The sequence below is a fragment of the Bradyrhizobium jicamae genome, from assembly GCF_018130215.1.
GTDB classification, from domain to species: Bacteria; Pseudomonadota; Alphaproteobacteria; order Rhizobiales; family Xanthobacteraceae; genus Bradyrhizobium; species Bradyrhizobium jicamae_A.
On sequence record NZ_JAFCKQ010000001.1, the window covers coordinates 491,419 to 516,594 of the forward strand.

The window sequence follows — 25,176 nt, forward strand, 5'->3', positions numbered from 1 at the left end:
TATGACTTGCAGCCGAAAACGCGCGCTAGAAGAAACCCCAGCTCAGATCGAGACCATAGCTCGCGCGGAGCAGCGCGACGAACAAACCGGCCAGCGCGAGCAACAGCAGATGCCGGACAAGATTGATTTGAAGCGAATTGGCAGGAAACGCGCGTGCAATCGACTGGGCCAAAATAGTCATTTGCGACCTCTAATATCATACCCCGAAATTAGGTCGCACGCGGCGTTGCAAGGTTCAAAGCAACTCGGAGAGCGGCAGAACTCCGGGTACGGTGCCAAGTTACGCCGCCTTCGATGCGCCGACGCGGCGCTCGGGCCGCGACGACGACATCGATTGTTCCTCCGCATCCTGCGGTGCGCCCCAGAACTCCTGCACGGTCGGTCCATGCTTCAATCTCTTGTCGCGCAAGAAGCCGAAGATCTCGTGCGGCCAGACCCGGCGTCCCATCTGCGTGTACCAGCGCATGGCATGGCGCAGCCCGGCGTCGCGATGGAACAGCACGCGCAGCAACGCCTTCGGGCGGCATTGCAGCACCATCTCGGTGAACTTGAACCACAGCAGCACGCGCCATGGCGCCATGTGCCGCGTCGCCAGCACCTGATGCTTGTAGTCCCAGCGGCGGCGATCGGTCTGGATCACGCGCCGTCCGGCCGCGAGACGGAAATACGGCGTCCAGCGATGCGGCGTGACGTAGAGCATCTGGATCTGGTCGGGATCGTAGGACAGCAGCTGGCGCAGGCCGCGCCAATGATCGCGATCGGTCTCCTCCTCGAAGCCGACGACCCAGGTCGCCATCGACAGGATACCGTGCTGCCGCATCAGACGGATCGCCTCGCGATCGGTGGTCGTGGTGGCGCCCTTTCGAATCAGTTCCAGCGTCCTTTCGTCGGTGTTCTCCATGCCGAGCAGGAAGCGCTGCCAGCCGGCCTTCTTGTAGAGGTGCAGGATATCGGCGTCGCGGACGATGTCGTCGGCGCGGGTCGAGCCGACCAGGATCAGGTCCACCTTCTCGGCGATCAAGGCCTCGAGAAAGCTCCGCCAGGCCTTCTTCGAGACGGTCGGGTTCTCGTCGGCGAAGTTGATGACCTTGACGCCGTGCTCGCGATTGAGCCGCGCCAGTTCCCGGGCGAAGCGCACGGGATCGCGGTGCCGCCATCGCGTCCAGAACCCGCGCTGGCCGCAATAATTGCACAGATGCGGGCAGCCGCGCGAGAACTGCACGACGACCGCGCGCAAGCCGCCCCAGTAGCTGTAACGCGCGTGATCGATCAATTCCCAGCCGACCCGATAGGCGTCGAGGTCGCGGATGACGGGCGCGGGCTGCGTGGCGCGCGGGCCGTGCAGGTCGCGAAACGCAATACCTGCGATGGCGCCTAGGTCGCCGCCAAATTCTAGCGCGCGCATCAATCGCCGCGCGGTCTCCTCTCCCTCGCCGCGTACGATCGCGGTGACATAGGGCTCCTCGCGCAGGATTTCACGCCAGTGATAGGTCGGGAACACGCCGCCGTAGACGATCAGCACGCTTGGCAAGGCTGCGACGATCACCTGGGCCACCTCGGCGATCACGGGGTGGCCCGATGTCGAGCCGGAATGGCCGAACAGCACGGCATCAGGAGCAAATCGCGACGCCTCCGCGACGATGGCCTCGATCGCCATCGGCCCGAACTCGGCATCGAGGAGGCGCACGACATGCCCGTCGTCGAGCAATGGCCCGCCGATCGACAACAGGCCCAGGGGCGGCAAATGATCGTCGGGTATTCGGCTGCCGATCGATGGATGAGGTACGTTGATCAGAAGAATGCGCATGGCCGACCGCTCCCGCTTTGGTTGGCGTGATCGTTCGTCCCCGCATCTTGTGAAGAGAGCCCAACCCCCCGGCCGGGCTTTTGGATGGTCTATGGAGGCATCCGTTGCTGGACGCGCTAGAGGTTCGGCACCGCCTCCGGCGCAATTGCCGCCAGGCCGCCGAAGCGGCGTTCGCGGCGATGGAAGGAGGAAAGCGCATCGGCAAGATCGTCGGCGTCGAATTCAGGCCACATCCGCTCGGTGAAGTGCAGTTCGGCGTAAGCACCTTCCCAAAGCAGGAAGTCCGAGAGCCGCTTCTCGCCCGAGGTGCGGATGATGAGATCGACGTCGCGCAGGCCGGTCTCGCCGGTGATGAGATCTGCGAAGGTCTCGCGGCTGAGTTTGCCGACGCTGGCCGCCCGTGCAGCCGCGTTCAGGATCGCGTCGCGCGCGGAATAGTCGATTGCGATGCGTAAATGGAGCGTGGTGCCGTCTGCGGTCGCAGCTTCCGCCCGCGCGATGGCGCTGGCGATACCGTCAGGCAGGCGATCGCGGCGGCCGATCACGGTGAGGCGGACGCCGTTCTTCACCAGCGCCTCGATCTCGTTGGCGAGATAGAACCGCAGCAGCGTCATCAGCGCCGCAACTTCCGCCTTCGGCCGCCGCCAATTATCGCTCGAGAACGCATAGAGGGTCAGCGTGCCGACACCTTGGTCCGGCGCCGCCTCGACCGCGCGGCGAATCGCCTCCACGCCGGCCTCGTGTCCGCGCAGCCGCGACAGGCCCCGCCGGGTCGCCCAGCGGCCGTTGCCGTCCATGATGATGCCGACATGCAGCCGGACGGCGTCTTCCGGGTCGAGCGCAACGTTACTTTGCATTACAAAGTCTCCAGACAAAAAAATGGACGATGATCAGGCCGGCAGGATGCCGAGGCGGTTCGCCGCGGCCTCGCCCTTGCCGGCAGCCCTGGCGGCGTCGCGCACCAATTGTTCGAGCACGGCGAGATAGTCGAGGAAACGACGACGGCCGGTCTTGGTCAGGCGGCAGGTGGTGTGCGGGCGGTTGCCTTCATAGCCCTTGATGACGTCGACCAGGCCGGCCTCCTGCAGCACCTGAAGATGCCGGCTGAGATTGCCGTCGGTCAGACCGCAGAGTTGCTTCAGATCGGCGAAGGCGAGCCCCTTCGGATGCGCCATCAGCGAGGTCAGCAATCCGAGCCGCGCCTTCTCATGGATGACTCGATCGAGGCCGTCATAGGCGAATGGCGCGCTGGTCGCGTCAGTCTTCGGCATCATTTTCTCCAGAGGCAAAGTAAAGCAGGGCTGCAAGCAACAATTGGCCGATCGCGAACGGCAGTCCCATGGTCCAGGGCGATAGCGCGTGGCTCTGGCTCGCGATCAGCAGCACCGTGAAGCCGGACAGGAAATACCATGCGCCGCCGAGTGCAATCGTGCGCGGCAGCAGCCGGACCGATGCGAACACGCCGAGGCTGACCAGAACCTGCCAGAGGCCGGGCAGCATCCACAGCGTCTCGGGCGCGAACTTCCATTGCAGGATCGCCAGCAGCACGCCGGCGATTGCCGCAGGAACAAACTGCTCGATCGCCTGCCGGACCATCGCATCGGCAAGGCCCGAGTGATGCCGCTGCGAACGCGCCTGCATCTCGGTCCAGATCAGCACCGCCGACAGCAGGGCCGCGGCCGCCCAGCCGGCGAGAAACACGATCGGATGGGAAGTAGGATCGTCGAGCCACAGATGCTGCGCGAGCGCAGTGATGAGCGCGATGCCGCTGGTGGCGGCAACCGTTGCCGACCCATAGCCGCGGAACGCGGTTCCTGCCGCGATCTGGCTGCGGATCGCGAGAATATCGGCCAACGCCTTGTCGAGGTCGCGCATCTGACCACCCGAACTTTGTATCGCAAAGTATACGGGGTCGCCAAGCAAACGCAAGCGGCGCCGCATCTCGCGGCAATCAAGATGTTTAACGGCCAGTTACTGCACGAATACTGCACAAATGCGGCGGGAGCAGCGCCGTCTGTCGAAATTCTCGGGGCGCGCAATTGCACGCCGTGGTTCTCGCTTCGCGCGCACCGCGGCTCAACTATGGCAGCAGGATGCCTGAACCGGCGACGGCTGGTACTGATCGCGAAGCCGCACCCAATCCATCGGATAGGGCAGCCCCTCCTCGTGACGCCCGAGGGGCGTCAGGTCAAGATAGTGGTAGGCGGCGTTCATCATGTCGAGGCCGCGTGCGAAGGTGGAATAGGTGTGGAACACGTCGCCCGCGTCGTCGCGATAGAACACGCTAATGCCCGGCAACTCGTCGCCATAGGGCGGCGTGGTTCCGAAATTGTAGCGGGCTTCACCCTTCTGCATTTGCTCAGGGGTGAAGGAGACGCCGTAGTCGTAGTTGAAATCGTTGGTCCCTGACGAGACCCAATCGAAGGTCCAGCCCATCCGCTTCTTGAATGCCTCGAGCTTTTGCGGCGGCGCCCGCGAGATTGCGATCATGGTGGTGTCGCGCGCTGCAAGATGCGGCACCATGCGCTCGAAGCCGTCGACCCAGAACGAGCAGCTCTTGCAGGCTGCATCCCATTCAGGCGCGAACATCACGTGCTGCACCACGAGCTGCGGCCTGCCCTTGAACAGGTCGCCGAGTGTGACCTTGCCGCCCGGCCCGTCGAACACATAATTCTTGTCGACCCTGACCCAGGGAAGTTCGCGGCGCTGGCGGCTCAGCGCTTCGCGGGCCTGGGTCAGTTCCTTCTCGCCGGCCATCAGGGACTTGCGAGCTGCGATCCATTCCTCGCGTGAGACGATCTTGTGCGTTTGCATCGGTTGCTCCTGGTCAAGGGCTCAAGCGTCGACGAAAGTTTCCAGATTGCCGAGGAACTCGGTCCAGCCGCGCTGATGATTGTCGCGAGCCGTCTCGTCGGCGAATTGCGCGTGGTGGAAGGTGAGCAGCGTGCCGCCGGCGTCGGGCTTGATCGACACCGTCACCAGCGACTCGCGTTCCGGGGTCGAATGCCAGGCCCAGCTGAACACCAGCCGCCGGTTCGGCGCCACCTCGCGATAGACACCGCCGACCTCGTGATATTCGCCGTTCGAACCGGTGAAGCTGATGCGGTAGCGCCCGCCGACGCGAACGTCGAGATTCGCACGTGCCGTGCCGGGCTTGACCTGTCCGGGCCCGAACCACTGCACTAGGTTTTCCGCGTCGGTCCACGCGGCGTAGACTTTTTCCGGCCGCGCGCGGAGGCGGCGCGTGAGGGTGAGGCTTGGGCGCGCGGCGAGGCCGGCGTCGGCTGCGGTGCTGTTGGCCATGGGTTATCCTCCACAAAGGCAGCGAGGCGATCGAGGTTGTCGGACCAGAATTGCGCATACCGGTTGAGCCAGTTCATCGCCTGCTCCATCGGCCGGGCGGTGAGCCGGCACGCCACCGTGCGGCCAGTCTTTTCGCGCGCGATCAGGCCGGCATCCGAGAGAACCTCGAGATGCTTCATGATCGCGGGCAGTGACATCGCGAACGGCTGGGCCAGTTCGCTCACCGACAAACCGTTCCGCTCGCCGAGCCGCGCCAGAAGGGCCCGGCGGGTGGGATCGGCGAGCGCCGCAAAGGTGCGGTCCAGCGTCTGGTCCTGATACTTAACCATGTGGTTTAGTATAATCGCAGACCGTTTGCCGTCAAGGGTCCGGCTTCACGATCGCGTCAATGCGCGGGATGGCTAATCGTGGTCGATGCGTCGGTATCGCCGCTGCGGCTGCCGCGGCTGCGCCTGCTCGCGGAACAGGAACCGCGGGTTCTCCCCGCAAGCGAGATACTGGCCGGATATGCTCGCCTGGCAGTGCGCATAGGTTTGGTACATGCATTGGCCGGGATAGCCGAAACTCGGTCCCTGCGCGCACCACGGGTAATCATAGGGATCGGCCGAAGCAGGCGCGATGCTAGCAAGGCAGGCGAGCGCCACCGCGGCCAATACGGGCACGGTCGACTGCAATCGACGCATGATCAGAACTCCCGCTCTCACGCTGCCCTATTCGACCTTCAGGCCGGCGAATTCGACGACCTTCTTCCACTTGTCGGTCTCGGCCCTGATGTCATTGCCAAAGGCTTCCGGCGTCTGGATCAGCGGTTCGCCCCCGAGTTCGACGAGGCGCTTCCTCATCTCGGGCTCGGCGAGAACGGCGTTGATCTCGGCGTTGAGCCTGCCGACGCGTTCCTTCGGCGTGTTCTTCGGCGCGCCCATGCCGAACAGCGCGCTTGCCTCATAGCCCGTCACGGTTTCGGCGATCGCCGGCACGTCGGGCAGTTGCGAGGAGCGCTCCGCCGTCGTCACGCCGAGCGCGCGCAGCGAGCCGGCTCGGATGTGCTGGATGATGGAGGGCATGTTGTCGAAGATCACCTGCACCTGGCCTCCGAGCATGTCGGTGATCGCGGGCGCCGCGCCGCGATACGGCACGTGCTGCATCTTGCAGCCGGTCATCGCCATGAACATCTCGCCGGACAGATGCACCGAGGTGCCGTTGCCGGAGGACGCCATGTTCACCTTGCCGGGGTTGGCCTTCACATAGGCCACGAATTCGGCGACGGTCCTGGCCGGGACATCCTTGTTGACCGTCATCACGTTCGGCACGCGATTGAACGAGGCAATCGGCACGATGTCGCGCACGAAATTGAACTTCAGATTGGCATAGAGCGAGGCGTTGATGTAGTTCGCCGGGTTGACCAGCAGCACCGTGTAGCCGTCGGGCTCGGCGTTGATCGCCGCCTCCGTGCCGATATTGTTGCCGGCACCCGGCTTGTTCTCGATCACGAATTGCTGGCCGAGCTTCTCGGACAGCCGCTGCCCGATCAGGCGCGCGATGATGTCGGTGGCCCCGCCCGGCGGATAGCCGACGATCCAGCGCACCGGCCGCGCCGGATAGTCGGCGGCGGACGCACGGCCGATCGCGAACGTAGAAATCCCCGAGCCGATCAGGCCCAGCGCGGCGCGGCGTGAAATCATGACGGTTGCCCCCCGGTGCGGCAGGTTTTCGTTCCTGCCTGTTGCTGTTGAATTGCGTACGCCGGCGTTCTAACAAACAACGCCTGCAGCGGCCAGTGCGACACTGCCGCAGGCGACCGCGACAAGGGGCCAGGCTTCGGCTCTGATTGCACTTGCGCCGAAAGGATCGACATGGCTGTCAAGGTGAATGCGCTCGACCATCTCGTGATCAATGTCGCCGATGTCGCGCGTTCGGCAGCCTGGTACAGCAGGATCCTCGGCATGGACGTGAAGGTGTTCGATCCGGGCGAGGGCAAGACGCCGCGGACATCCCTGGTGTTCGGCAACCAGAAGATCAATGTGCGGCCGCGCGATGCCGACAAGGTCGATTGGTTCACTGCCGATCACGAGGCGGCCGGCAGTGACGATCTCTGCTTCCTCACCGCCAGCACACCCGACGAGGTGGTCGCGCATCTCAGGGCCAATGGCGTTGCGATCGAAGAGGGCCCGGTCGCCAGGCAGGGCGCCCGCGGCACGCTGCGCTCGGTCTATTGCCGCGATCCCGACGGCAGCCTGATCGAGATCTCGTCGTATGAGGACGGCACGAAATAGCGCTCCCGTTCATTGCGAGAAGCGACGGCAACGACGCAATGACGGGCAGGCCCTGCCGAGACTGCATTTGCAGCTGACCTTGTCCAGTGGCACAAAGACTCCCGACAACAAGCAAGCAGCTACTGAAGCTGCGCGGGAGGACAAATGACCAGTTCCAGGGCAGCGCCAGGCATCGTCGGACCGTTCGCCGGGCTCGACGTGCCGTGGCTGCTGAAGATGCGCGCCGAGGTGCGCCGCGATCATCCATCCCTGATCTGGGCACCGTTCGATGCGCCGGCGCGGCGCTGGACCTATGGCGAATTCCACGAGCGGGTCGGCGCGCTGGCGGCGGGCCTCGCCCGGCGCGGCATCCGGCAGGGTGACCATGTCCTGATCCATCTCGACAATTGCATCGAGGCGGTCATGTCGTGGTTCGCGTGTGTCGAACTCGGCGCCATCGCGGTCACCACCAATACCCGCTCGGCTGCCGCCGAGATCGAGTATTTCGCGGGACATTGCGGCGCGGTGGCCGCGATCACCCAGCCGGCCTATGCCGAGCTGATATCGGCCAACTGCAGGGACATGCGCTGGATCGCGGTGATCGCGCACGACGCGGGACAAACATCGGCGCATTCGCCCTCGCGCGGCGACAGCTTCGAGACGCTGTTCGCGGACAGCGCCGATCGCCCGCACCGGCCGACCGATCCGCTCGCGGCGTGCAGCGTGCAATATACTTCCGGTACGACGTCGCGCCCGAAGGCGGTGCTTTGGACGCATGCCAATGCGCTATGGGGCGCCAAGATCAATGCAGCGCATCAGGACCTGCATGCATCCGACGTGCACCAGACCTACCTGCCGCTGTTCCACACCAACGCGCTGGCCTATTCGATGCTGGCGAGCCTGTGGGTCGGGGCGACTTGCGTGATCCAGCCGCGCTTCTCCGCGAGCCGCTTCTGGCCGGTGGCGCTCGAGCATGGCTGCACCTGGACCTCGACGATCCCGTTCTGCATGAAGGCGCTGTTGGAGCACGATATCCCGAAGCAGCACAAATTCCGGCTCTGGGGCACCGCGGTGAACGAGCCGCCCCCGTTTGCCGCGTTCGGCGTCAAGATCATCGGCTGGTGGGGCATGACCGAGACCATCACCCACGGCATCATCGGCGAGGTCGACCAGCCCAACACGCCGATGTCGATCGGCCGCGCCGCGCCCGAATACGAGATCCGCATCACAAACGACGACGGCACGCCGACCGGCGTCGGCGAGACCGGCAATCTCCTGATCAAGGGCATTCCCGGGCTGTCGCTGTTCGCCGAGTACCTGCACAATGAGAAGGCCACGCGCGACAGTTTCGACGAGCACGGCTATTTCATCACCGGCGACCGCGTCACGATGCTCGAGCGCGGCTACCTCAGGTTCGGCGATCGCGCCAAGGACATGCTGAAGGTCGGCGGCGAGAATGTCGCGGCGTCCGAGATCGAGCAGGTCATCGCCATGGTGCCGGGCGTGCGCGAAGCCGCGGTCGTAGCGAAGAAGCACCCGATGCTGGACGAGGTGCCCGTCGTGTTCATCATCCCGCAGACCGGTGTCGCGGCATTGCCTGTCGATCTGCATGACAATGTCATCGCGGCGTGTCGTTCAGGACTTGCCGACTTCAAGGTGCCCCGGGAAATCCGCTTCGTCGACGAGATGCCGCGCTCTACACTGGAGAAGGTCGCGAAGGCGGAGCTGCGGAAGATGCTGGAGTAAGGTCTCGACGCGTCATGCATCCGCGCGCCCTGTCGGCTCCTCGAAAGGTCAATTCACCTCGAACCGGATCGGCAGCTTCTTCGGCCCATTGACGAAATAGGCCTGCGTCATCTTTACCTCGCCGTCGAGCGCGAGCGATTTCAGCCGCGGCAGCAATTCCTCGAACAGGATGCGCATCTCGAGCTTCGCCAGATACTGGCCGAGGCAGAGATGTGCGCCATAGCCGAACGCGACGTGGCGATTCGGCTTGCGGTCGCTGCGGAAGCGGTCGGGTTCCTCGAACACCTCCTCGTCGCGATTGCCCGAGGCGTAGCACAGCATCAGCCAATCGCCCTTCGCGATGCTGCGGCCGCCGAGCTCGGTGTCCGCGGTGGCGGTGCGCATGAAATGCTTGACCGGGGTCATCCAGCGGATCGCCTCATCGACGAGGCCCGGGATCAGCTCGGGATTGGCCTTCACCTTGGCAAATTCTGCGGGGTCTTCGGCCAGCGCCCAGATCGCGCCGGCGGTCGAGGATGACGTGGTGTCATGGCCCGCGGTCGCGACGATCATGTAATAGCTGGTCGCGTCGTGCTCCGGCATGTAATCGCCGCCGATCTTCGCGTTGGCTATGACGGTCGCAAGATCATCGCGAGGATGCTGCCTGCGATCCTCGGTGATACCCCGGAAATAGGCGGAGAAATCCGCGACCACCGCCTGCATCATCATCGAGAACGCTTCCGCGCTGAGCGCCTCGCGGCTGCGCGCCACGTCCGGATCCTGCGGGCCGAACAGCTCCTGCGTCAGCTTGAGCATTCGCGGCTCGTCCGCTTCCGGAACGCCGAGGATCTCCATGATGACATGCAGCGGGTAACCGAGCGCGACGTCCTCGACGAAATCGCAGGCGCCACCCCTGTCGAGCATGCGCTCGACGGTCGCGCGCGCGATCTCGCGGACCCGACCCTCGAACTTGCCGAGATTGGCCGGCATGAACCAGCCCTGGGTCAGCGCGCGATATTTCGGATGGTCGGGCGCGTCCATCTGCACCAGCGAGCGCACCAGATTGGGGCCGCCGGTGATCTTGCGGACGCGCGCCTCGACCGCCTGATTGGTCAGAGTGGTCGGCCGGTCGGCATTGTGGAACAGCTCGTTCTGCCGGCTGATCGCCTGGATATGCGCATGCTTCGTCACCACCCAGAACGGATCAAAGCCTTGCGGCCGGGCGACGCCGAGCGGGTTGTTGGCGCGCAGCCAGCGATAGCTGCCATGAATGCGATGATCCGCATAGGCGACCGGATCGACCAGGGTGGCCGCGATGTCGGCGGGGATGTCGAGATTTTCGGTTGCTGTCGCGTCCATGGATCATCCTCCTGCCCGTCATCGGAGAAGCCGATGATCGTCGGAATCTAGGCAGGGGCATGGACCGAGACTTGCGTTGATTGGCTAATGCTCCCGCCATGCGCGCCATTGCGAGGAGCGATGCGGGGCGGCTCGGCTCAATAATGCCCGAACGCCACCGGGCGGAACGCCTGCAGCAATTGCTGGTCGAGCTTGCCGGCCATGTCCTCCATCATGGAGAACGCCTTGGCGTGGGTAAACTGCAGCCGGTAGGCGCGCTTCTCCACCAGAGCGGAATAGACGTCGACGATGGTGGTGACGCGGACGATGTCGCTGATCTCGTTGCCGGTTAGACCATTGGGATAGCCGGTGCCGTCGAGGAATTCGTGATGGTGCAGGATGACGTCGAGCATTTCCGGCGGGAAACCGCCCTGCGCCGACAGCGCCTCGTAACCGCGGCGTGGATGCTCGCGCATCTCGGCCATTTCCTGCATCGTCAGCTCGCCGGGCTTGTCGAGCAGCGTCACGGGAATGAAAGCCTTGCCGACATCGTGCAGCAGGGCGGCGCGGGCGAGCCGGCGCTGGTCGTCCTCGCGCATGCCGAGATGCTGCGCGAACGCCACCGCAAAGCCGGTCACGAACAGGCAATGGCGGTAGGTCTCCTGATGATGGCAGCCGACCGTGGTAAGCCATTCCCGCAGCGAGTTGTGCTTGATCGCTTTCAGGATCTTGTTTTCCGCGGCGACGATGTCCTCGAACTTCAGCGACTCGCCGGTTCGCATGCGCTCGAACATCTTGACCATCACCGCATGCGCGGCCTCGACGCCGCGATTGAGCGCCTTGCCGCGATCGGTCTCGTCAAAACCGCTGTCGTCGGGGAACGCGGCGCGGATACGCTGCAGGATGCCGCGCGCATCGAACGGCCGCGAGATCGTGTCGGTCGCGCCGAGCGCCCAGGCCTGCATCGTCCCGTGGTGGAGCGCATCCGCCAGCACGAACAGCCGCGGCATCTCCCGGTAGGCCTCGGCCTGCAGCTTGGCGCGGACGAGTTGCACGCTTTCGGGGGAACGCAGGTTGATGTCGACCACGATGCCGGAGAGATCGCGGGCCGGCTGCTCGGGAATTTGCGAGGTCGGGACGGTATCGACCTCTCCGACCGATCTCAGGATGCTGGCGAGTTCGTTGCTCTGGTCGCTTCGGTCCGACGCCAGCAGGAGCCGGCGCTTCGAAGTCTTGTTGGCTAAGGCACTCATGAGATCCCCGTCGCGGTAACCACGGACACATGGACGCTACCTGACGATGAGTTCCTGCTCGCTTAAGAGGGATGCTGAACGGCCGTTGAGCGGAATGCTTACAATTTGAGGAACCGCGGAATTGGGCAGCAGAATCATGATCACTCCCGAAAAAAAGTCCGCCGGGGAAGCCCCCGGCGGACCATCATTTTCGGGATGACGAAGGGTGCTTATGCCTTCATCGCCGCCTTCACTGCCTCGGCCGTGATCGGCAGCCCGCGGACACGGGCACCGACCGCGTTGAAGACGGCGTTGCCGATCGCCGGCGCCACCACCGTCACCGCAGGCTCGCCGACGCCGGTCGCCTTCTCGCCATTGGCGATGACGTTGACCGCGACCTCGGGCAGCTGGCTCATCCGAAGCGGCGTGTAGCTGTCGAAGTTGGTCTGCTCGATGCCGCCATCCTTCAACGTCGCCTTCTCGAACAGCGCCAGCGACATGCCCCACAGCGCCGCGCCCTCGACCTGGGCCCGGATGCCGTCGGGATTCACCTGCGTGCCGACGTCGGTGGCCACGGTCAGCTTCTTGACCTTGACCTCGCCACTCGGCGCCACAGCGACATGTGCAACGCAAGCGGTCCAGCTTGCCGTCGCGCGTTCCTGCGACGACACGCAGGCGACGCCCATGCCTTCGCCCTTCGGCAGCTTCAGGGTACCGTAGCCGGCCAACCCCATCGCTGCGAGCAGGGTGTTGCGGAGGCGCTGCGCGCCGCCGTCGTTCTTGCCCTTGCCGTCGAGCAGCTCGACGCGGAACAGGGCGGGGTCCTTGCCGGTCGCATGCGCGATCTCGTCGATCATGCTTTCGATCGCCCAGAAGGTCCAACCCGGTGCCACCGAGCGCAGCTGACCCGACGGGGTGGCGTTGTGCGCCATCTCGTTCTTGATCGCCCGCACGTAGTGGTTGGGCACGGTGTAGAAGAAGTCCGCGCCATTGACCGTGAAGGCGTCGAGCGGCCCTTTCTTGTCGACCGAGGGCGACAGGAAGTCGGGAATTCCCCAGCGCTGAGTCGGCCAGGCCGAGACCACGTCATGGCTCAGCGCGACGAGCTTGCCGTCGCCGTCCATGCCGGCCTTGACCTTTTGGTAGGTGAGCGGACGCGAGAAATCCATCGTCATGTCGTTCTCGCGCGAGTAGATCACCTTGACCGGCTTGCCGACGGACTTGGCCGCCTGCACCGCGGGCACCGTCATGTCGGCGTCGAGACGCCGGCCGAAACCGCCGCCCAGCCACATCTGGTGCATGACGACATACTTCGGATCGATCCCGGCCGCGCCCGCCGCGATCGCCCCGGAGCGCGTCGCGAACTGGTTGCCGGTATGGATATGCAGGATGTCGCCCTTGAACTCGGCCGTCGCGTTCATCGGCTCCATCGGCGCATGGATGTTGATGTTGGTGGTGTACTCCGCCTCCAACACCTTCGCCGCCGTGCCGAAGGCAGCATTCGGATCGCCGTCCTTGACGAAGAACTGTCCGGAATCGCTCAGGCCTTGAAGCCGCTTGGCCTCGGTCAGCAGCGACTCGCTCGACAGCTTCGCATTCGGACCGCCGTCATACTCGATCTTCAGTGCGTCCGCAGCCTTGCGGGCGTTGGCATAGGTGTTCGCCACCGCAACCACCCAGCCGGTCGTGGTGCCGGTCTTGTCGTCCAGCGTCACGGCCTTGATGAAGCCGGGCACCTTCTTGGCGGCGGAATCGTCGACCGATTTCACGGTGGCGCCGTAGCGTACCGGCGGGGTCACGACCTTGCCGTAGACCATGCCCGGCAGCATCACGTCGATGCCGTACTTCGCCGTGCCGTTGGTCTTGGACGGGATATCGAGCTGCGGCACCGAGACGCCGATCATCGTGTACTGCTCGGGCGACTTCAGCTTGATCGCCTTGAGCTCATCCGGGGTGAAGGTCTTGGTCGCCTTGCCGCTCTTGACCACTTCGGCAAACGACATCGATTTCTTCGACTTCGAATGGCTGATCACGGAATTGCCGACCACCAGTTCGCCCGCCGGCACACCCATCGTGGCGGCTGCCGCTTCGGTCAATGCCATGCGGCCGGCGGCACCGGCGCGGCTCATTGCATCGAAGTTCATCATGGTCGACCAGCTGCCGCCGGTGATCTGCGCCCCCAGCACGGGGTCGTTGAACTTCGGATCGTTGGATGCGAGCTGGACCCGCATGTCCTTCCAGCTCGCGCCGAGTTCTTCGGCCACGATCTGCGCCATGGTCGAGGCAACGTGCTGGCCCATGTCGGCCTTGCCGCAGGTCACGGTGACGAGACCGTCGGGGGCGATCGAATACCAGACGCTCGGCTCGAAATGCGCGGGCGCAGCGGCCAGGGCGTGATCGATGCCGGGAACGCCGGCATAGCCGAGCACGAGGCCCGTTGCCGCGGTGCCGACCAGGAAGGAACGACGGCTGAGATCAGTCGTCTCGGGGGTGACGTTCTTCACGTGCTCGTTCATGTGGCCCTCCGCTCGTTGCCGGTGGCCGACGCCGTGCGCATTTCGGTCGCCGCACGCATGATCGCCTTCTGGATCCGCGAATAGGTCATACAACGGCAGAGGTTGCCGTCCATATGCGCGACGACTTCGTCCTTGGTCGGGTTGGAATTCTTCGACAGCAGGGCCGCCGCCTGCATGATCTGGCCGGACTGGCAGTATCCGCACTGCGGGACCTGCTCGGCGATCCAGGCCTTCTGCAAGGGGTGATCGCCCTTGGCGGAAAGTCCTTCGATGGTGGTGATCTTCTTGCCGACGGCGTCGGCGACCGAGGTCTGGCAGGACCGTACTGCTTCGCCATTGAGGTGGACCGTGCAGGCGCCACAGAGCCCCGCGCCGCAACCGAATTTGGTGCCGGTCATCTGCAATTGCTCGCGGATGACCCAAAGCAGCGGCGTATCATTGGCCGCTTCGACGGACATATTCCGCCCGTTGATATTGAGATTTGGCATCTCTCTCCCCTTCCGGTGTATGAAGCCGCTTACGGCGGCATCTCACTGTTGGGTCATGGCTGTCGACCACCGGGTAAGCGACAGTTGCCGAGACAATGATCCGGTTCCGGGACAGAGGCAATTTATTTTGGAAATGTTCGAAGGAAATAAATTGACAACTTGCCGGTTGTGCGTTGCGGCAAATGCATGAAGCTTTTGAAATGCCAGTGTTGATGTCTTATCGATAGCTCCTACCAAGGTCGGTAGCGTCGCCGGACAAGGACATCGACAAGGAAAAGACAAGGAGCCCGCGAATGGCCAAGCTCAACCGCAACGGCGTCGACATCCACTACGAGGTCCACGGCAGCGGCCCGGCGCTGATCCTCACCCACGGCTACTCTTCGACCTCGGCAATGTGGCAAGGCCAGATCGAGGCGCTGTCGAGGCGTCACAAGCTCATCTTGTGGGACATGCGCGGCCACGGCCTGTCGGACTATCCCGACGATCCCGATGCCTACAGCGAGGCCGCGACGGTCGGCGACATTGCCGCCCTGCTCGATGCCGTTGGCGCCGAACAGGCGATCGTCGGCGGCCTGTCACTTGGCGGATATATGTCGCTTGCCTTCCATCGCGCCCACCCGGAACGGGTCCGCGCGCTGTTGATCATCGACACCGGGCCTGGCTTCAAGAAGGACGACGCCCGCGAGGCCTGGAACAAGCGTGCCCGCGACACCGGCGACCGGTTCGATCGCGACGGGCTGGACGTGCTGAAGTCGCTCAGCGCCGAGCGCGCGTCGGTCACGCACCGCAATGCCAGGGGTCTCGCGCTCGCCGCACGCGGCATGCTGGCGCAGCGCGACGCAAGGGTAATCGAATCGCTGCCCGACATCCGGGTGCCGTCGCTGGTCGTGGTCGGCGCCGACGATACCCCCTTCCTGGCCGCCTCCGACTACATGGCGGCGAAGATTCCCGGGGCGCGGAAGGTGGTGATCCCGAATGCCGGCCACGCCGTCAACATCGATCAGCCGCAGGCGTTCATCGCGGCGGTCCTGCCGTTCCTGGACGGTCTTGAATCCGGCGCGCCGGGAAGGGTTGCCTGATGAAGGCGATCGGCATTGCTCTGCTGCTGGCTGCGGGGGTCGTGACCGCGGCAAGCGCCCAAAAACCGGCACCGTTCAGCACTGCGCCCAATTCCTTCACCGCGACGCTGTCGAACAACACGCCGCTGGCGTTCGGCATGGGCGTCGACGAGGCACAGCACGCGCTCGGCACGCCCCTCACCTATGTCGGCGGCCGGCCTGGCGACGAGATTTTCCTGACCTTCCGCGACCTCGGCGGCAGCGGACTGTTCGCGCACCATGACCGGCTCTATCTGCAATTCCGCAAGGGCCGGCTGGCCGGCTGGAAGGGCGACTGGGGCGAGAACTGGATGTGGAAATAGGCAGTTCGCGCGCGTCTCGAAACTGCAACCCCAAACGTGATGAGGATGACCCGTGGGACACGATATCAGGCTCAAGGCTTCGGACGGTTTTGAACTCGGCGCCTATCGCGCAGAACCTGCCGGCGCGCCCAAAGGCGCCGTCGTCGTGATCCAGGAGATTTTCGGCGTCAATCACCACATCCGCTCGGTCTGCGACCGGCTGGCGAGCGAGGGCTATGTCGCCGTCGCACCGTCGATCTTCGACCGCATCACGCCGAACTTCCAGAGCGGCTATTCGCCTGACGAGATCGCCAATGCGCGGAAATTCGTCGCCAACCCGGACTGGGCCGCGATGTTGCGCGACACCCAGGCGGCGATCGACGCGGTGACATCGGCCGGGCCGGTCGGCATCATCGGCTTCTGCCTCGGCGGCAGTGTCGCCTATGCTGCCGCCACCAAGCTCGACGGGCTCACGGCTGCGGTCGGCTATTACGGCGGCGCCATCGCGCGCTTCGCCGACGACAAGCCGCGCGTAGCGACCCAGCTGCATTTCGGCGAGAAGGACGCCGGCATCCCCTTGAGCGATGTCGAAATCATCAAGACGAAGCGGCCCGAGGTCGAGGTCTTCGTCTATCCCGGCGCGCAGCATGGCTTCCACTGCGATGAGCGCGCGAGCTACGACAAGGCCAGCGCCGACATCGCCTGGCCGAGGAGCCTCGCATTCTTCGCGAAGCATCTGACGCGATAGGGCACAAACCCTCTCCGCGCGTCATTCCGGGCGCGAATGAAATGAGCGAAACCGGAATCTCGGGATTTCGATGCCAACGCCTCGCCCCGGAACGACGAAGGACGTTGTCCTTCGTCAGAACCAGCGCTCGCCGACGAACACCGTATCGCCCGGGCTCATCGGCGTGCCCAGCGGCACCACGAAGCGGCCGGCGCCGCCCGCATCCGTATGCGTCAGCGTGACACTGTCGCGCCGGGCGCGCGGCGAGAAGCCGCCGGCGATCGCAATCGCGCTTTCGACGGTCATGTTCGGCACATAGGGATACTGGCCGGGGGCTGCGACTTCACCAAGGATGAAGAACGGGCGGTAGGCCTCGATCTCGACCGCCACCGACGGCTCGCGGATGAAGCCGTTGCGCAGCCGTGCCGTGATCTCGCCGGCGAGCCCGGCGGGCGTGCGGCCGCGGGCCGGGACCGATCCGATCAGCGGCATGGTGATCGAGCCGGCGGCATCGATCGCGTAGGTGTTGGTGAGGCCCTCCTGGCCATAGACCACGACGCGCAGCCGGTCACCGGCGTCGAGATGATAGGCGCTGTCGTAGCCGGCATGCGAAACCGGCGCTGCCGTCCCGGCATACATAACTGTAGCGGCGGCGGGCGTTGCGTAGTAGCCGGGCGGGGAACCTGCAAAGGCCGAGCGCAACGCGCTGATCGCGCCGCCGCCGCTGGCATCGGCCACCGGGGCCGGCGCGTAGGTCTGGCCATAAGCCATGGAATCGAGATCGCCTTGCGGGGCGACGGCGACCGGACCGGTCGTGCTCATGCAGCCGGTGAGCCCGAGCGCAAGCATGACGGCGATGATCGGCAATCGTAACGCGCGCACAACCGGCACGGGAGCCATCCCTCAAAGCGAGACAGCCCTAGTCTTGCACCGGTTATGGTTAACAAATGGTGTTTTGAGATCGCTCGGGCAGCCGGGAACCTCGTCACTGCTAGAGCATGAGCCGGAAAGTGTGTAGCGGTTTCCCCTCGCGACAAACGCGGAACGCGTTTGCGCGGAGATCGTGCTCAAACAAGGAGCTAAGGTGCGACGACGATGCAGCCTCATCGCGCTTTAGGGGCGAAGCGACGAAGCAATCCATTCCATCCCGAAGGAATATGGATTGCTTCGCTGAGCATGTCATCGGCGCTCGTTCGCGCGACCCGTCGGCTCGCAATGACAGTCAGGCGGTGACGCCGACACCGATCGGGCAGGACACGCCGGTGCCGCCGAGCCCGCAATAGCCGGCCGGATTCTTGGCGAGGTACTGCTGGTGATAGTCCTCGGCAAAGTAGAACGCGCCTGATGGTACGATCTCGGTGGTGATCGCGCCGAGGCCCTTCGCAGCGAGTGCCTTCTGATAGCCGGCCTTCGACGCGTCGGCCGCGTTGCGCTGCGCATCGCTGAACGTGTAGATCGCCGAGCGATACTGCGTTCCGATATCGTTGCCCTGGCGCATGCCTTGCGTCGGGTTGTGGTTCTCCCAGAAGGTCTTCAGCAGCTTGTCGTAGGAGATCTTCTTCGGATCGAACACCACCAGCACCACTTCGGTGTGACCGGTGCGTCCCGAGCAGACCTCTTCATATGTCGGGTTCGGCGTGTGGCCGCCGGCGTAGCCGACTGCGGTGGTGTAGATGCCGTCGCCGAGCTCCCAGAATTTGCGCTCCGCGCCCCAGAAGCAGCCGAGCCCGAACACCGCCTGCTCGAGGCCTTGGGGATATGGCGGCTGCAATTTGCTGCCGTTGACGAAATGCGTGGTCGCGGTCGGGATCGGCGTCGCGCGGCCGGGCAGCGCCTCGGCGGCGCTCGGCAACGCGGTGGTCTTGCGCATGAACAACATGGATTACCTCCAGGCGGGACATCGGCCGACGCGGCAACTGCCTGCGGGCCGGCTGTCACCTATATAGGTCTTTACGCGAATGATGGCAGCCCCGTTACGCTGCGGCGCCGGGTCAGTCGCGCGTATAGCCGATCAAGCGCTTGCGGGGCCGGAACAGGATCATCAGCAGGATGCCGGCGATGCCGAGCACAGCGAACACCGGCTGGTCGAGGATGATCCGGATCACGTCGTTCCAGAGCCACGGCGCGTGGCCCTCGACCCAGGTCCGGAATGCCTGCTGGCTGGACTGGTGAATGTCGTTCCAGAACTGGCCGAACCGGGTGAAGCGCAGGGACTGGTCGGCGACGTAGCGGGCGCCGTCATAGACCATGAAGATGAATCCGCCGGCCAGCAGCAGAAGCCCGATCAGACGGAAAAAGCCGCGGATCATGCGTCACCCAAAGTCCCTGTCGCGCCCCGAACTACGTCAGGCCTTACCGGGCGCCCCCGGGAAATTCAACCACTTCAGCACCTTATCCGGGCCCCGCAGGCCCGATTTCGGCCGCTTTTTGGGTCCGGAAAGCGTTGACGCTGCAAGCTGCGCCATCTATAAGACCGGCCAATGGCGGCGGGCGCAATCCTGCCGCCGCTGTTCTTTGGGTCGCTGTTCGTGGACAGGGCCGCCGCATGTGGGGGCTCTCTTTTCGCTCCCTGGCATGGCCGACTCAAGAACACCCTTGAAGACACCCTTGGACAATACACAAGAGTAGAGATTTGAACCGGCCGGTGCGCGCGAGCCCGACCACCGAGCGATCACCGCCGAAGGACAGTTGAGACCATGGCCAATACCACTTCCGCCAAGAAGGCGACCCGCAAGATTGCCCGCCGCACCATCATCAACAAGTCGCGCCGCACGCAGATGCGTGGCGCGGTGCGCACCGTCGAAGAGGCGATCAAGCGCGGCGATCGCGAGGCGGCGCTGACGGCAATGAAGCGCGCCGAACCCGAACTGATGAAGGCAGCGCAGCGCAATATCGTTCACAAGAACAACGCGAGCCGCAAAGTGTCGCGCCTGTCGCATCAGATCGCGAAGCTCGCGAAGTAAGCTGACGGAAGAAAACGATCGTCACGGAGCCCGGCGCGAGCCGGGCTTTTTTTGTTTTTTGCGGTGGATGAGTTTCGTCGTGCGAGACGACGCGCGTTGCCGCGGGAGATGCCACATGTCATGTTTCGTGGTGTCCGTAGTTCTACCGGATACGTTTTGCTTCAGCCGACGGTTGGCGACCGCGCGCTAAGTAACGCAGATGGAATAGCGCGGCGCTCTCGCATCGGGAATCCTGGGCGGGGAGTTACCCTGCAAAAGTAATCGTGAAAAATGACGCTTCGCGAGTTACTTATGCACATAGCGCGGAACAGCGATTGGAAAATCGTCCGCTGCAGAAGCAAATGTAAATTTTCTATGAAAATTTTTTGGTATTGGACCGTGGTTTGTGACACCAGCGAATCTATGCGCGGATTCAAAAACTTGCTTTCGCGGCGTCCGAATTGCAGCAACGCAACAGTCGCGAAGAGTCTCGAACTCCGTCGAATCCACGGATTGTCAGAAAATTAGCTTGGTGTATTTGTTTCTTGTCCGCGACGCCCACGGCTCTCCAGATCAGCGCGGTTTGAGACCCAGGGGCGGACGCGCAAATCGGCGGCGGTGTGCGCGTGGCGACGCTCTCTAAGCGAAGCTGGATCGACAACTCATAGCAATATGAGGACGGTTGGCCTGTGTCTGAATTTCTCCGGCGTTGCGCCCGGTTCTCCGGGAGCCTCGAACAAGAGAGACCAGGAATGATCGTTTCGGTCCGGCAGGGGGGAACGCGAAGCGAGTGGACGGGTTGACGAGAACGCGGCGGCGCAGCGCCGGACATTTTAGTGGTCGGTTGCGGCAACACTGAACTAAGATACTAGCGAGTTGACAACTCGCCGCGATACGTCGCGGCGAGAGGGGGGAAGAATTATGCCTTACGGGATCATCACTGCAATCGACACCAACACGGCCGAACTGCAGATTTCCAGTGGTACCGTAACGAGCCCTTCGGACCTCATCTCCTGCGCGCAGAGACCATCGAGTACGCGCTGACCTCGCGGGACGCTTCTTCTCCAAACGACTGATCTGGCCAACGGCGCGTTGTCGCCGCACGGGAGATCTTTGTCCGGAGCAGGATTGCGCCCGCTTGAGGTCGCCGTCGTGGCAGGAAACATGCGCGGCGGTTTGCACCAACCATCTCTCTCAGTTTTGGAAAAGTACGAAAGCAATGACGAACACGGAACAGGATCGCTGGTCGCGGGTGAAGGGTCGGTTGCGGACAACCGTTGGCGAGGATGTCTATTCGAGCTGGTTTGCGCGGATGGATCTGGAAAGCGTGCACGATGAGAGCGTGCACCTGTCGGTTCCGACCCGGTTCCTGAAGAGCTGGATCCAGGCGCACTACGCCGACCGCGTGCTCACCTGCTGGCAGGCCGAAATGCCCGAAGTGCATCGCATCGACCTTACCGTGCGCTCCGCGATCCGCGCGGCAGCCCCGGTGAAGGAAGCGCCCCCGCCGGTCGAGGTGCGTCGTGTCGAGCGCACCGACGGCCGTCCCGCCCCCGAGCTGCGATCGGTTGCGACCGCGCCGGTGTCCGCAAGTCACGACGCACTCGGCGGCTCGCCGCTCGATCCGCGCCTGACCTTTGCAAGCTTCGTCGTCGGCCGCTCCAACACGCTGGCGCACGCCGCCGCGCGCCAGGTCGCGGAAGGACGCCGCGGCGATCCCGTGATGTTCAACCCGCTTTACATCCATGCCGGTGTCGGCCTCGGCAAGACCCACCTGCTGCAGGCGGTGACCTGGGCCGGCAACTCGGGAAGCGAGCGCAAGGTGCTGTACCTCACCGCCGAGAAGTTCATGTATGGCTTCGTCGCCGCGCTGAAGACGCAGACGGCGCTGGCCTTCAAGGAGGCACTGCGCGGCATCGACGTGCTCGTGATCGACGACCTGCAATTCCTGCAGGGCAAGTCGACCCAGGCCGAGTTCTGCCACACCCTGAATGCGCTGATCGATGCAGGCCGCCAGGTCGTGATCGCGGCCGACCGTCCGCCATCCGACCTGGAGAGCCTCGACGACCGCGTGCGCTCGCGGCTCGCCGGCGGGCTCGTGGTCGAGATGGGCTCGCTCGGCGAGGACCTGCGCCTTGGCATCCTCAAGTCGCGCGTCGCCGCAGCCCGCGTGCATCATGCGAGCTTCGACGTTCCCGAGGAGGTGCTGGACTATCTTGCGCACACCATCACCCATAATGGCCGCGATCTCGAAGGCGCGATCAACCGCCTGCTGGCGCATTCCAAGCTCAACAACCAGCCGGTGACGCTGGAGATGGCCGAGCGGGAGGTGCGCGACCTGATCCGTCCGCAGGAGCCGAAGCGGATCAAGATCGAGGACATCCAGCGCGTGGTCGCCCGGCAGTACAATGTCAGCCGCTCCGACCTGCTGTCGTCGCGTCGCACCGCCAATGTGGTGCGGCCGCGCCAGGTCGCGATGTATCTGGCGAAGACGCTGACCCTGCGCTCGCTCCCCGAGATCGGACGGCGCTTCGGCGGCCGCGACCACACCACGGTGCTGCACGCCGTGCGCAAGATTGAGGCACTGGTCGCCAAGGATACGGCGCTCTCCGAAGAGGTCGAATCGCTCAAGCGCCAGTTGCAGGAATAAGACCGGCTTGCAAGGCTGACAGTGCCCGTCGCCCGCTCCTTTTCGCAAGGGGGCGGGCGAATGCATTTTCGAGCCCAAAACGTGGGGAACGGGCGCCGTTTCCCTTGCGCCCGCCCGCCATCCGCGCCACCTTGCGGTCCCCCCGTGGGTTTGATCAAATCCGACATTGATCCGGCTTTTCGGGTTTCCAACGCCGCGGCGCTGCCGTGAACGGCCGCGCGGCTTTTCCATCTGAGGGATCTGGCGGGTATTGCAATGAAGGTCACCGTCGAGCGCGCGCAACTCCTGAAATCGCTGGGCCACGTCCACCGCGTGGTCGAGCGCCGCAACACCATCCCGATCCTCGGCAACGTGTTGATACGCGCCGAGGGCGCCAAGCTGTCGCTGAAGGCGACCGACCTCGACCTCGAGGTGACGGAAACGCTGGCGGCCGAGACCGGAACCGCCGGCTCGACCACCGTGCCGGCGCACATGTTCTACGACATCGTCCGCAAGCTGCCCGACGGCTCGCAGATCGTGCTGGAAGCCGACGGCGATCGTTCCGTGCTCGCGGTGCGCGCCGGCCGCTCGCGCTTCACCCTGCAGACGCTCCCGGAGAGCGACTTCCCGGATCTCGCCGCCGGCGAGATGACGCATTCGTTCGCGCTGCCGGCCTCCGACATCAAGCGCCTGATCGACCGCACCCAGTTTGCGATCTCGACCGAGGAGACCCGCTACTACCTCAACGGCATCTATCTGCACTCGGCCGGCAGCGCCAAGGCCGCGACGCTTCGCGGCGTCGCCACCGACGGCCACCGCCTGGCGCAGATCGATCTCGTGCTGCCCAAGGGCGCGGCCGGCATGCCCGGCGTGATCGTGCCGCGCAAGACGGTCGGCGAGGTGCAGAGGCTGATCGAGGACGGCGAGGCGGAGATCGCGATCGAGCTGTCGCAGGGCAAGATTCGCTTCTCGCTCGGCAATGTGGTGCTGACCTCGAAACTGATCGACGGCACCTTTCCGGATTATGGGCGCGTCATTCCGCAGAACAACGACAAGGAACTCGTCGTCGACAAGAAGGATTTCGAGGCCGCGGTCGATCGCGTCTCGACCATCTCCAGCGAGCGCGGCCGCGCCGTGAAGCTCGCGCTGTCCGCCGGCAAACTGGTGCTCTCGGTCACCAATCCCGACTCCGGCAGCGCCACCGAGGAGCTCGAGGTCGAATACGCCTCAGACGCCCTCGATATCGGCTTCAACTCGCGCTATCTGCTCGATATTGCCGCCCAGATCGAGGGCGAGGTCGCGGTGCTCAAGCTCGCCGACCCCGGCTCGCCGACACTGGTCCAGGACAAGGACAACAAGGGCGCGCTCTACGTGCTGATGCCGATGCGGGTGTGACGCACTTTCCTTCGCGCGTCCCATCACTAGATTGCGTCGTGGCCAGGCACGAATGCCCGGCAATGACGAGTTGAGATGACCCCGTCCCGTATTCATCGCCTGTCGCTGACGCATTTCCGCAATTACCGGGCGGCGACGCTGTCGGCACAGGGCGACATGGTGGTGCTGGTCGGGCCGAACGGCGCCGGCAAGACCAATTGTTTGGAGGCGATCTCGTTCCTGTCGCCGGGCCGCGGCCTGCGCCGCGCGACACTGGAGGACATTGCCGACAACCAGGGCGACGGCTCCTGGGCGGTGTCGGCCGAGGTCGAGGGCGCACTGGGCCTTGCAACGCTGGGCACCGGCATCGATGCCCCGAGCGGCGAAGCCAATGGCACGAGCCGGCGCTGCCGGATCGACCGCGAGCCGGTCGGCTCGGCGGCGGCGTTCGGCGATCATCTGCGCATCGTCTGGCTGACACCGGCGATGGACGGGCTGTTCATGGGCGCAGCATCCGAACGACGGCGCTTCTTCGACCGCCTGGTGCTGGCGATCGATTCCGACCATTCCAGCCGCGTCTCGGCGCTGGAGCGGTCGCTACGCTCGCGCAACCGGCTGCTCGAGGTCCGCAATTACGACGACCATTGGTGTGACGCGATCGAGCGCGAAACCGCAGAGCTTGCGGTCGCGGTCGCGGCGTCGCGCGGCCAGACGGCCGCGAGGCTCGCCACGATGCTGCGCGAGCGCGGCGCGGCCTCGGCGTTTCCCTCCGCCGAGATCGCACTGGACGGCTGGATGGAGAATGCGCTGCTGCATGAACCCGCCACCGCAGTCGAGGACCGCTACCGCGAGATCCTGCGCGCGAACCGTCCGCGCGACGCCGCGGCCGGACGCACGCTCGACGGTCCGCACCTGACCGACCTGCAGGTGGTCTACGCGCCGAAGAACATGCCGGCGCGCGATGCCTCGACCGGCGAGCAGAAGGCGCTGCTGATCGGACTGGTGCTGGCCCACGCCACGATGGTCGCCGAGATGACCGGCATCGTGCCGCTGCTGCTGCTCGATGAGGTCGTGGCGCATCTCGATCCCAACAGGCGCAAGGCGCTGTTCGCGGAACTCGGCAAGCTCGGCGCGCAGGTCTGGATGACCGGCGCCGATCCTGCTGCGTTCGTCGATCTCGGCCCGAGAGGCGAGATCTTCGACGTCGAGTCCGGCCGGGCGACGCGGCGCGGCTGAGGGCAGGAATCACGCTTGGGCGAAGCGCCGAATTTGCCCGCGAATCGGGCTTTTCGAGAGCCTTGGAATCGGCCTCTGGCGACCTTGAAAGAGCGCCAAAAAATCCTATCTATTCAATACTTTGTGGACTGAGAGATTGCGCTATGCGCAACTCTTCTTTCATGGCACAAATAGCATAATCAGCGCCTCATATTGCGCAGCTGATTCG

General features: G+C 64.5%; 25 protein-coding genes and 1 pseudogene. 9 read left to right on the plus strand and 17 right to left on the minus strand.

From position 1 onward, the window contains the following. Window positions 1–25: 25 nt before the first annotated feature. From JQ586_RS02235 to JQ586_RS02275, 10 genes and pseudogenes are all read right to left on the minus strand, one after another. Window positions 26–181, minus strand: a complete 156-nt coding sequence (locus JQ586_RS02235; protein WP_212392838.1) for a response regulator — start codon at window positions 179–181, stop codon at window positions 26–28. A 99-nt stretch (window positions 182–280) separates the two neighbouring features. After that, complete coding sequence (bchE, locus tag JQ586_RS02240) at window positions 281–1,807, minus strand: magnesium-protoporphyrin IX monomethyl ester anaerobic oxidative cyclase (RefSeq protein WP_212392839.1); 1,527 nt, start codon at window positions 1,805–1,807, stop codon at window positions 281–283. A 116-nt stretch (window positions 1,808–1,923) separates the two neighbouring features. Continuing rightward, window positions 1,924–2,664 carry a di-trans,poly-cis-decaprenylcistransferase gene (locus JQ586_RS02245; RefSeq protein WP_212392840.1) on the minus strand — a complete coding sequence of 247 codons (741 nt, stop codon included), beginning with the start codon at window positions 2,662–2,664 and terminating at the stop codon, window positions 1,924–1,926. 33 nt (window positions 2,665–2,697) lie between these two features. Beyond that, complete coding sequence (locus tag JQ586_RS02250; protein ID WP_212392841.1) at window positions 2,698–3,078, minus strand: transcriptional regulator; 381 nt, start codon at window positions 3,076–3,078, stop codon at window positions 2,698–2,700. After that, window positions 3,065–3,682 carry a hypothetical protein gene (locus JQ586_RS02255; protein WP_212392842.1) on the minus strand — a complete coding sequence of 206 codons (618 nt, stop codon included), beginning with the start codon at window positions 3,680–3,682 and terminating at the stop codon, window positions 3,065–3,067. Before JQ586_RS02255 ends, JQ586_RS02250 begins: the two co-directional genes overlap by 14 nt. A 201-nt stretch (window positions 3,683–3,883) precedes the next feature. Continuing rightward, window positions 3,884–4,621 carry a thioredoxin family protein gene (locus JQ586_RS02260; protein WP_212392843.1) on the minus strand — a complete coding sequence of 246 codons (738 nt, stop codon included), beginning with the start codon at window positions 4,619–4,621 and terminating at the stop codon, window positions 3,884–3,886. A 21-nt stretch (window positions 4,622–4,642) separates the two neighbouring features. Beyond that, window positions 4,643–5,005: pseudogene (locus JQ586_RS02265) on the minus strand (SRPBCC domain-containing protein); the annotation flags it as partial. Further along, window positions 4,990–5,439 (minus strand): helix-turn-helix transcriptional regulator, encoded by a 450-nt coding sequence (locus JQ586_RS40360; RefSeq protein WP_249147198.1) that lies wholly within the window; start codon window positions 5,437–5,439, stop codon window positions 4,990–4,992. The pseudogene JQ586_RS02265 and the gene JQ586_RS40360, both read right to left, overlap by 16 nt. Before the next feature lie 72 nt (window positions 5,440–5,511). Beyond that, window positions 5,512–5,793: a DUF3551 domain-containing protein gene (locus JQ586_RS02270; protein ID WP_212392845.1), complete on the minus strand. Its 282-nt coding sequence runs from the start codon at window positions 5,791–5,793 to the stop codon at window positions 5,512–5,514. A 27-nt stretch (window positions 5,794–5,820) separates the two neighbouring features. Then, a complete protein-coding gene (locus JQ586_RS02275) occupies window positions 5,821–6,792 on the minus strand; it encodes a tripartite tricarboxylate transporter substrate binding protein (protein WP_212392846.1) in 972 nt (323 codons plus the stop codon). A gap of 171 nt (window positions 6,793–6,963) precedes the next feature. On the opposite strand from JQ586_RS02275, the gene JQ586_RS02280 reads away from it, so the two are divergent. Together JQ586_RS02280 and JQ586_RS02285 are read left to right on the plus strand one after the other, a co-directional pair. Next, window positions 6,964–7,383, plus strand: a complete 420-nt coding sequence (locus JQ586_RS02280) for a VOC family protein (protein WP_212392847.1) — start codon at window positions 6,964–6,966, stop codon at window positions 7,381–7,383. A 144-nt stretch (window positions 7,384–7,527) separates the two neighbouring features. Then, on the plus strand, window positions 7,528–9,108 hold the full coding sequence (locus JQ586_RS02285; protein ID WP_212392848.1) for an AMP-binding protein: 1,581 nt from the start codon (window positions 7,528–7,530) through the stop codon (window positions 9,106–9,108). 48 nt (window positions 9,109–9,156) lie between these two features. Here the strand turns inward: JQ586_RS02285 and JQ586_RS02290 are convergent, their stop codons facing one another. The 4 genes from JQ586_RS02290 to JQ586_RS02305 all read right to left on the minus strand — a co-directional run bounded on the left by JQ586_RS02290 (window position 9,157) and on the right by JQ586_RS02305 (window position 14,661). Beyond that, a complete protein-coding gene (locus tag JQ586_RS02290) occupies window positions 9,157–10,446 on the minus strand; it encodes a cytochrome P450 (protein WP_212392849.1) in 1,290 nt (429 codons plus the stop codon). Between the two features lie 137 nt (window positions 10,447–10,583). Beyond that, window positions 10,584–11,678 (minus strand): HD-GYP domain-containing protein, encoded by a 1,095-nt coding sequence (locus tag JQ586_RS02295; protein WP_212392850.1) that lies wholly within the window; start codon window positions 11,676–11,678, stop codon window positions 10,584–10,586. A gap of 209 nt (window positions 11,679–11,887) precedes the next feature. Beyond that, window positions 11,888–14,173: a molybdopterin cofactor-binding domain-containing protein gene (locus JQ586_RS02300; RefSeq protein WP_212392851.1), complete on the minus strand. Its 2,286-nt coding sequence runs from the start codon at window positions 14,171–14,173 to the stop codon at window positions 11,888–11,890. Next, window positions 14,170–14,661 carry a (2Fe-2S)-binding protein gene (locus JQ586_RS02305; protein ID WP_212392852.1) on the minus strand — a complete coding sequence of 164 codons (492 nt, stop codon included), beginning with the start codon at window positions 14,659–14,661 and terminating at the stop codon, window positions 14,170–14,172. The genes JQ586_RS02300 and JQ586_RS02305 overlap by 4 nt, the downstream gene beginning before the upstream one ends. 293 nt (window positions 14,662–14,954) lie before the next feature. Between JQ586_RS02305 and JQ586_RS02310 the strand changes: the two genes are divergently transcribed. Genes JQ586_RS02310 through JQ586_RS02320 form a run of 3 tightly spaced genes read left to right on the plus strand, consistent with a single transcriptional unit; the run spans window position 14,955 to window position 16,808 of the window. Next, entirely contained in the window at window positions 14,955–15,740 is a 786-nt protein-coding gene (locus JQ586_RS02310; RefSeq protein WP_212392853.1) for an alpha/beta fold hydrolase, read from the plus strand. Beyond that, window positions 15,740–16,081 carry a hypothetical protein gene (locus tag JQ586_RS02315; protein ID WP_212392854.1) on the plus strand — a complete coding sequence of 114 codons (342 nt, stop codon included), beginning with the start codon at window positions 15,740–15,742 and terminating at the stop codon, window positions 16,079–16,081. The genes JQ586_RS02310 and JQ586_RS02315 overlap by 1 nt, the downstream gene beginning before the upstream one ends. 52 nt (window positions 16,082–16,133) lie before the next feature. Beyond that, entirely contained in the window at window positions 16,134–16,808 is a 675-nt protein-coding gene (locus JQ586_RS02320) for a dienelactone hydrolase family protein (RefSeq protein WP_212392855.1), read from the plus strand. Window positions 16,809–16,922: 114 nt separating this feature from the next. Here the strand turns inward: JQ586_RS02320 and JQ586_RS02325 are convergent, their stop codons facing one another. From JQ586_RS02325 to JQ586_RS02335, 3 genes are all read right to left on the minus strand, one after another. Beyond that, the gene (locus JQ586_RS02325) at window positions 16,923–17,678 is read right to left on the minus strand and encodes a polysaccharide biosynthesis/export family protein (protein ID WP_409410949.1); all 756 of its coding nucleotides are present in this window, start codon (window positions 17,676–17,678) and stop codon (window positions 16,923–16,925) included. Window positions 17,679–18,009: 331 nt separating this feature from the next. Further along, the gene (gene msrA, locus JQ586_RS02330) at window positions 18,010–18,666 is read right to left on the minus strand and encodes a peptide-methionine (S)-S-oxide reductase MsrA (RefSeq protein ID WP_212392856.1); all 657 of its coding nucleotides are present in this window, start codon (window positions 18,664–18,666) and stop codon (window positions 18,010–18,012) included. Between the two features lie 112 nt (window positions 18,667–18,778). Further along, a complete protein-coding gene (locus JQ586_RS02335) occupies window positions 18,779–19,096 on the minus strand; it encodes a hypothetical protein (protein ID WP_212392857.1) in 318 nt (105 codons plus the stop codon). 387 nt (window positions 19,097–19,483) lie between these two features. Between JQ586_RS02335 and rpsT the strand changes: the two genes are divergently transcribed. The 4 genes from rpsT (at window position 19,484) to recF (ending at window position 24,968) form a co-directional block, all read left to right on the plus strand. Continuing rightward, the gene (gene rpsT, locus JQ586_RS02340; protein ID WP_212392858.1) at window positions 19,484–19,750 is read left to right on the plus strand and encodes a 30S ribosomal protein S20; all 267 of its coding nucleotides are present in this window, start codon (window positions 19,484–19,486) and stop codon (window positions 19,748–19,750) included. A 1,198-nt stretch (window positions 19,751–20,948) separates the two neighbouring features. Then, entirely contained in the window at window positions 20,949–22,379 is a 1,431-nt protein-coding gene (gene dnaA, locus JQ586_RS02345; protein WP_212392859.1) for a chromosomal replication initiator protein DnaA, read from the plus strand. Window positions 22,380–22,634: 255 nt separating this feature from the next. Continuing rightward, a complete protein-coding gene (gene dnaN / locus JQ586_RS02350) occupies window positions 22,635–23,753 on the plus strand; it encodes a DNA polymerase III subunit beta (RefSeq protein ID WP_212392860.1) in 1,119 nt (372 codons plus the stop codon). Window positions 23,754–23,828: 75 nt separating this feature from the next. Further along, window positions 23,829–24,968, plus strand: coding sequence for a DNA replication/repair protein RecF (recF, locus tag JQ586_RS02355; RefSeq protein WP_212392861.1), 1,140 nt, complete (start codon window positions 23,829–23,831; stop codon window positions 24,966–24,968). Window positions 24,969–25,176 lie beyond the last annotated feature (208 nt).

Coding starts and splice junctions, on each gene's coding strand:
- JQ586_RS02285 (WP_212392848.1), top strand. CDS start 7,528: ATGACCAGTTCCAGGGCAGCGCCAGGCATCGTCGGACCGTTCGCCGGG.
- JQ586_RS02260 (WP_212392843.1), bottom strand. CDS start 4,621: ATGCAAACGCACAAGATCGTCTCACGCGAGGAATGGATCGCAGCTCGC.
- JQ586_RS02245 (WP_212392840.1), bottom strand. CDS start 2,664: ATGCAAAGTAACGTTGCGCTCGACCCGGAAGACGCCGTCCGGCTGCAT.
- msrA (WP_212392856.1), bottom strand. CDS start 18,666: ATGTTGTTCATGCGCAAGACCACCGCGTTGCCGAGCGCCGCCGAGGCG.
- dnaA (WP_212392859.1), top strand. CDS start 20,949: ATGACGAACACGGAACAGGATCGCTGGTCGCGGGTGAAGGGTCGGTTG.
- JQ586_RS02270 (WP_212392845.1), bottom strand. CDS start 5,793: ATGCGTCGATTGCAGTCGACCGTGCCCGTATTGGCCGCGGTGGCGCTC.
- JQ586_RS40360 (WP_249147198.1), bottom strand. CDS start 5,439: ATGGTTAAGTATCAGGACCAGACGCTGGACCGCACCTTTGCGGCGCTC.
- JQ586_RS02275 (WP_212392846.1), bottom strand. CDS start 6,792: ATGATTTCACGCCGCGCCGCGCTGGGCCTGATCGGCTCGGGGATTTCT.
- JQ586_RS02310 (WP_212392853.1), top strand. CDS start 14,955: ATGGCCAAGCTCAACCGCAACGGCGTCGACATCCACTACGAGGTCCAC.
- JQ586_RS02315 (WP_212392854.1), top strand. CDS start 15,740: ATGAAGGCGATCGGCATTGCTCTGCTGCTGGCTGCGGGGGTCGTGACC.
- JQ586_RS02305 (WP_212392852.1), bottom strand. CDS start 14,661: ATGCCAAATCTCAATATCAACGGGCGGAATATGTCCGTCGAAGCGGCC.
- JQ586_RS02290 (WP_212392849.1), bottom strand. CDS start 10,446: ATGGACGCGACAGCAACCGAAAATCTCGACATCCCCGCCGACATCGCG.
- bchE (WP_212392839.1), bottom strand. CDS start 1,807: ATGCGCATTCTTCTGATCAACGTACCTCATCCATCGATCGGCAGCCGA.
- JQ586_RS02250 (WP_212392841.1), bottom strand. CDS start 3,078: ATGCCGAAGACTGACGCGACCAGCGCGCCATTCGCCTATGACGGCCTC.
- dnaN (WP_212392860.1), top strand. CDS start 22,635: ATGAAGGTCACCGTCGAGCGCGCGCAACTCCTGAAATCGCTGGGCCAC.
- JQ586_RS02295 (WP_212392850.1), bottom strand. CDS start 11,678: ATGAGTGCCTTAGCCAACAAGACTTCGAAGCGCCGGCTCCTGCTGGCG.
- JQ586_RS02235 (WP_212392838.1), bottom strand. CDS start 181: ATGACTATTTTGGCCCAGTCGATTGCACGCGCGTTTCCTGCCAATTCG.
- recF (WP_212392861.1), top strand. CDS start 23,829: ATGACCCCGTCCCGTATTCATCGCCTGTCGCTGACGCATTTCCGCAAT.
- JQ586_RS02335 (WP_212392857.1), bottom strand. CDS start 19,096: ATGATCCGCGGCTTTTTCCGTCTGATCGGGCTTCTGCTGCTGGCCGGC.
- rpsT (WP_212392858.1), top strand. CDS start 19,484: ATGGCCAATACCACTTCCGCCAAGAAGGCGACCCGCAAGATTGCCCGC.
- JQ586_RS02255 (WP_212392842.1), bottom strand. CDS start 3,682: ATGCGCGACCTCGACAAGGCGTTGGCCGATATTCTCGCGATCCGCAGC.
- JQ586_RS02300 (WP_212392851.1), bottom strand. CDS start 14,173: ATGAACGAGCACGTGAAGAACGTCACCCCCGAGACGACTGATCTCAGC.
- JQ586_RS02280 (WP_212392847.1), top strand. CDS start 6,964: ATGGCTGTCAAGGTGAATGCGCTCGACCATCTCGTGATCAATGTCGCC.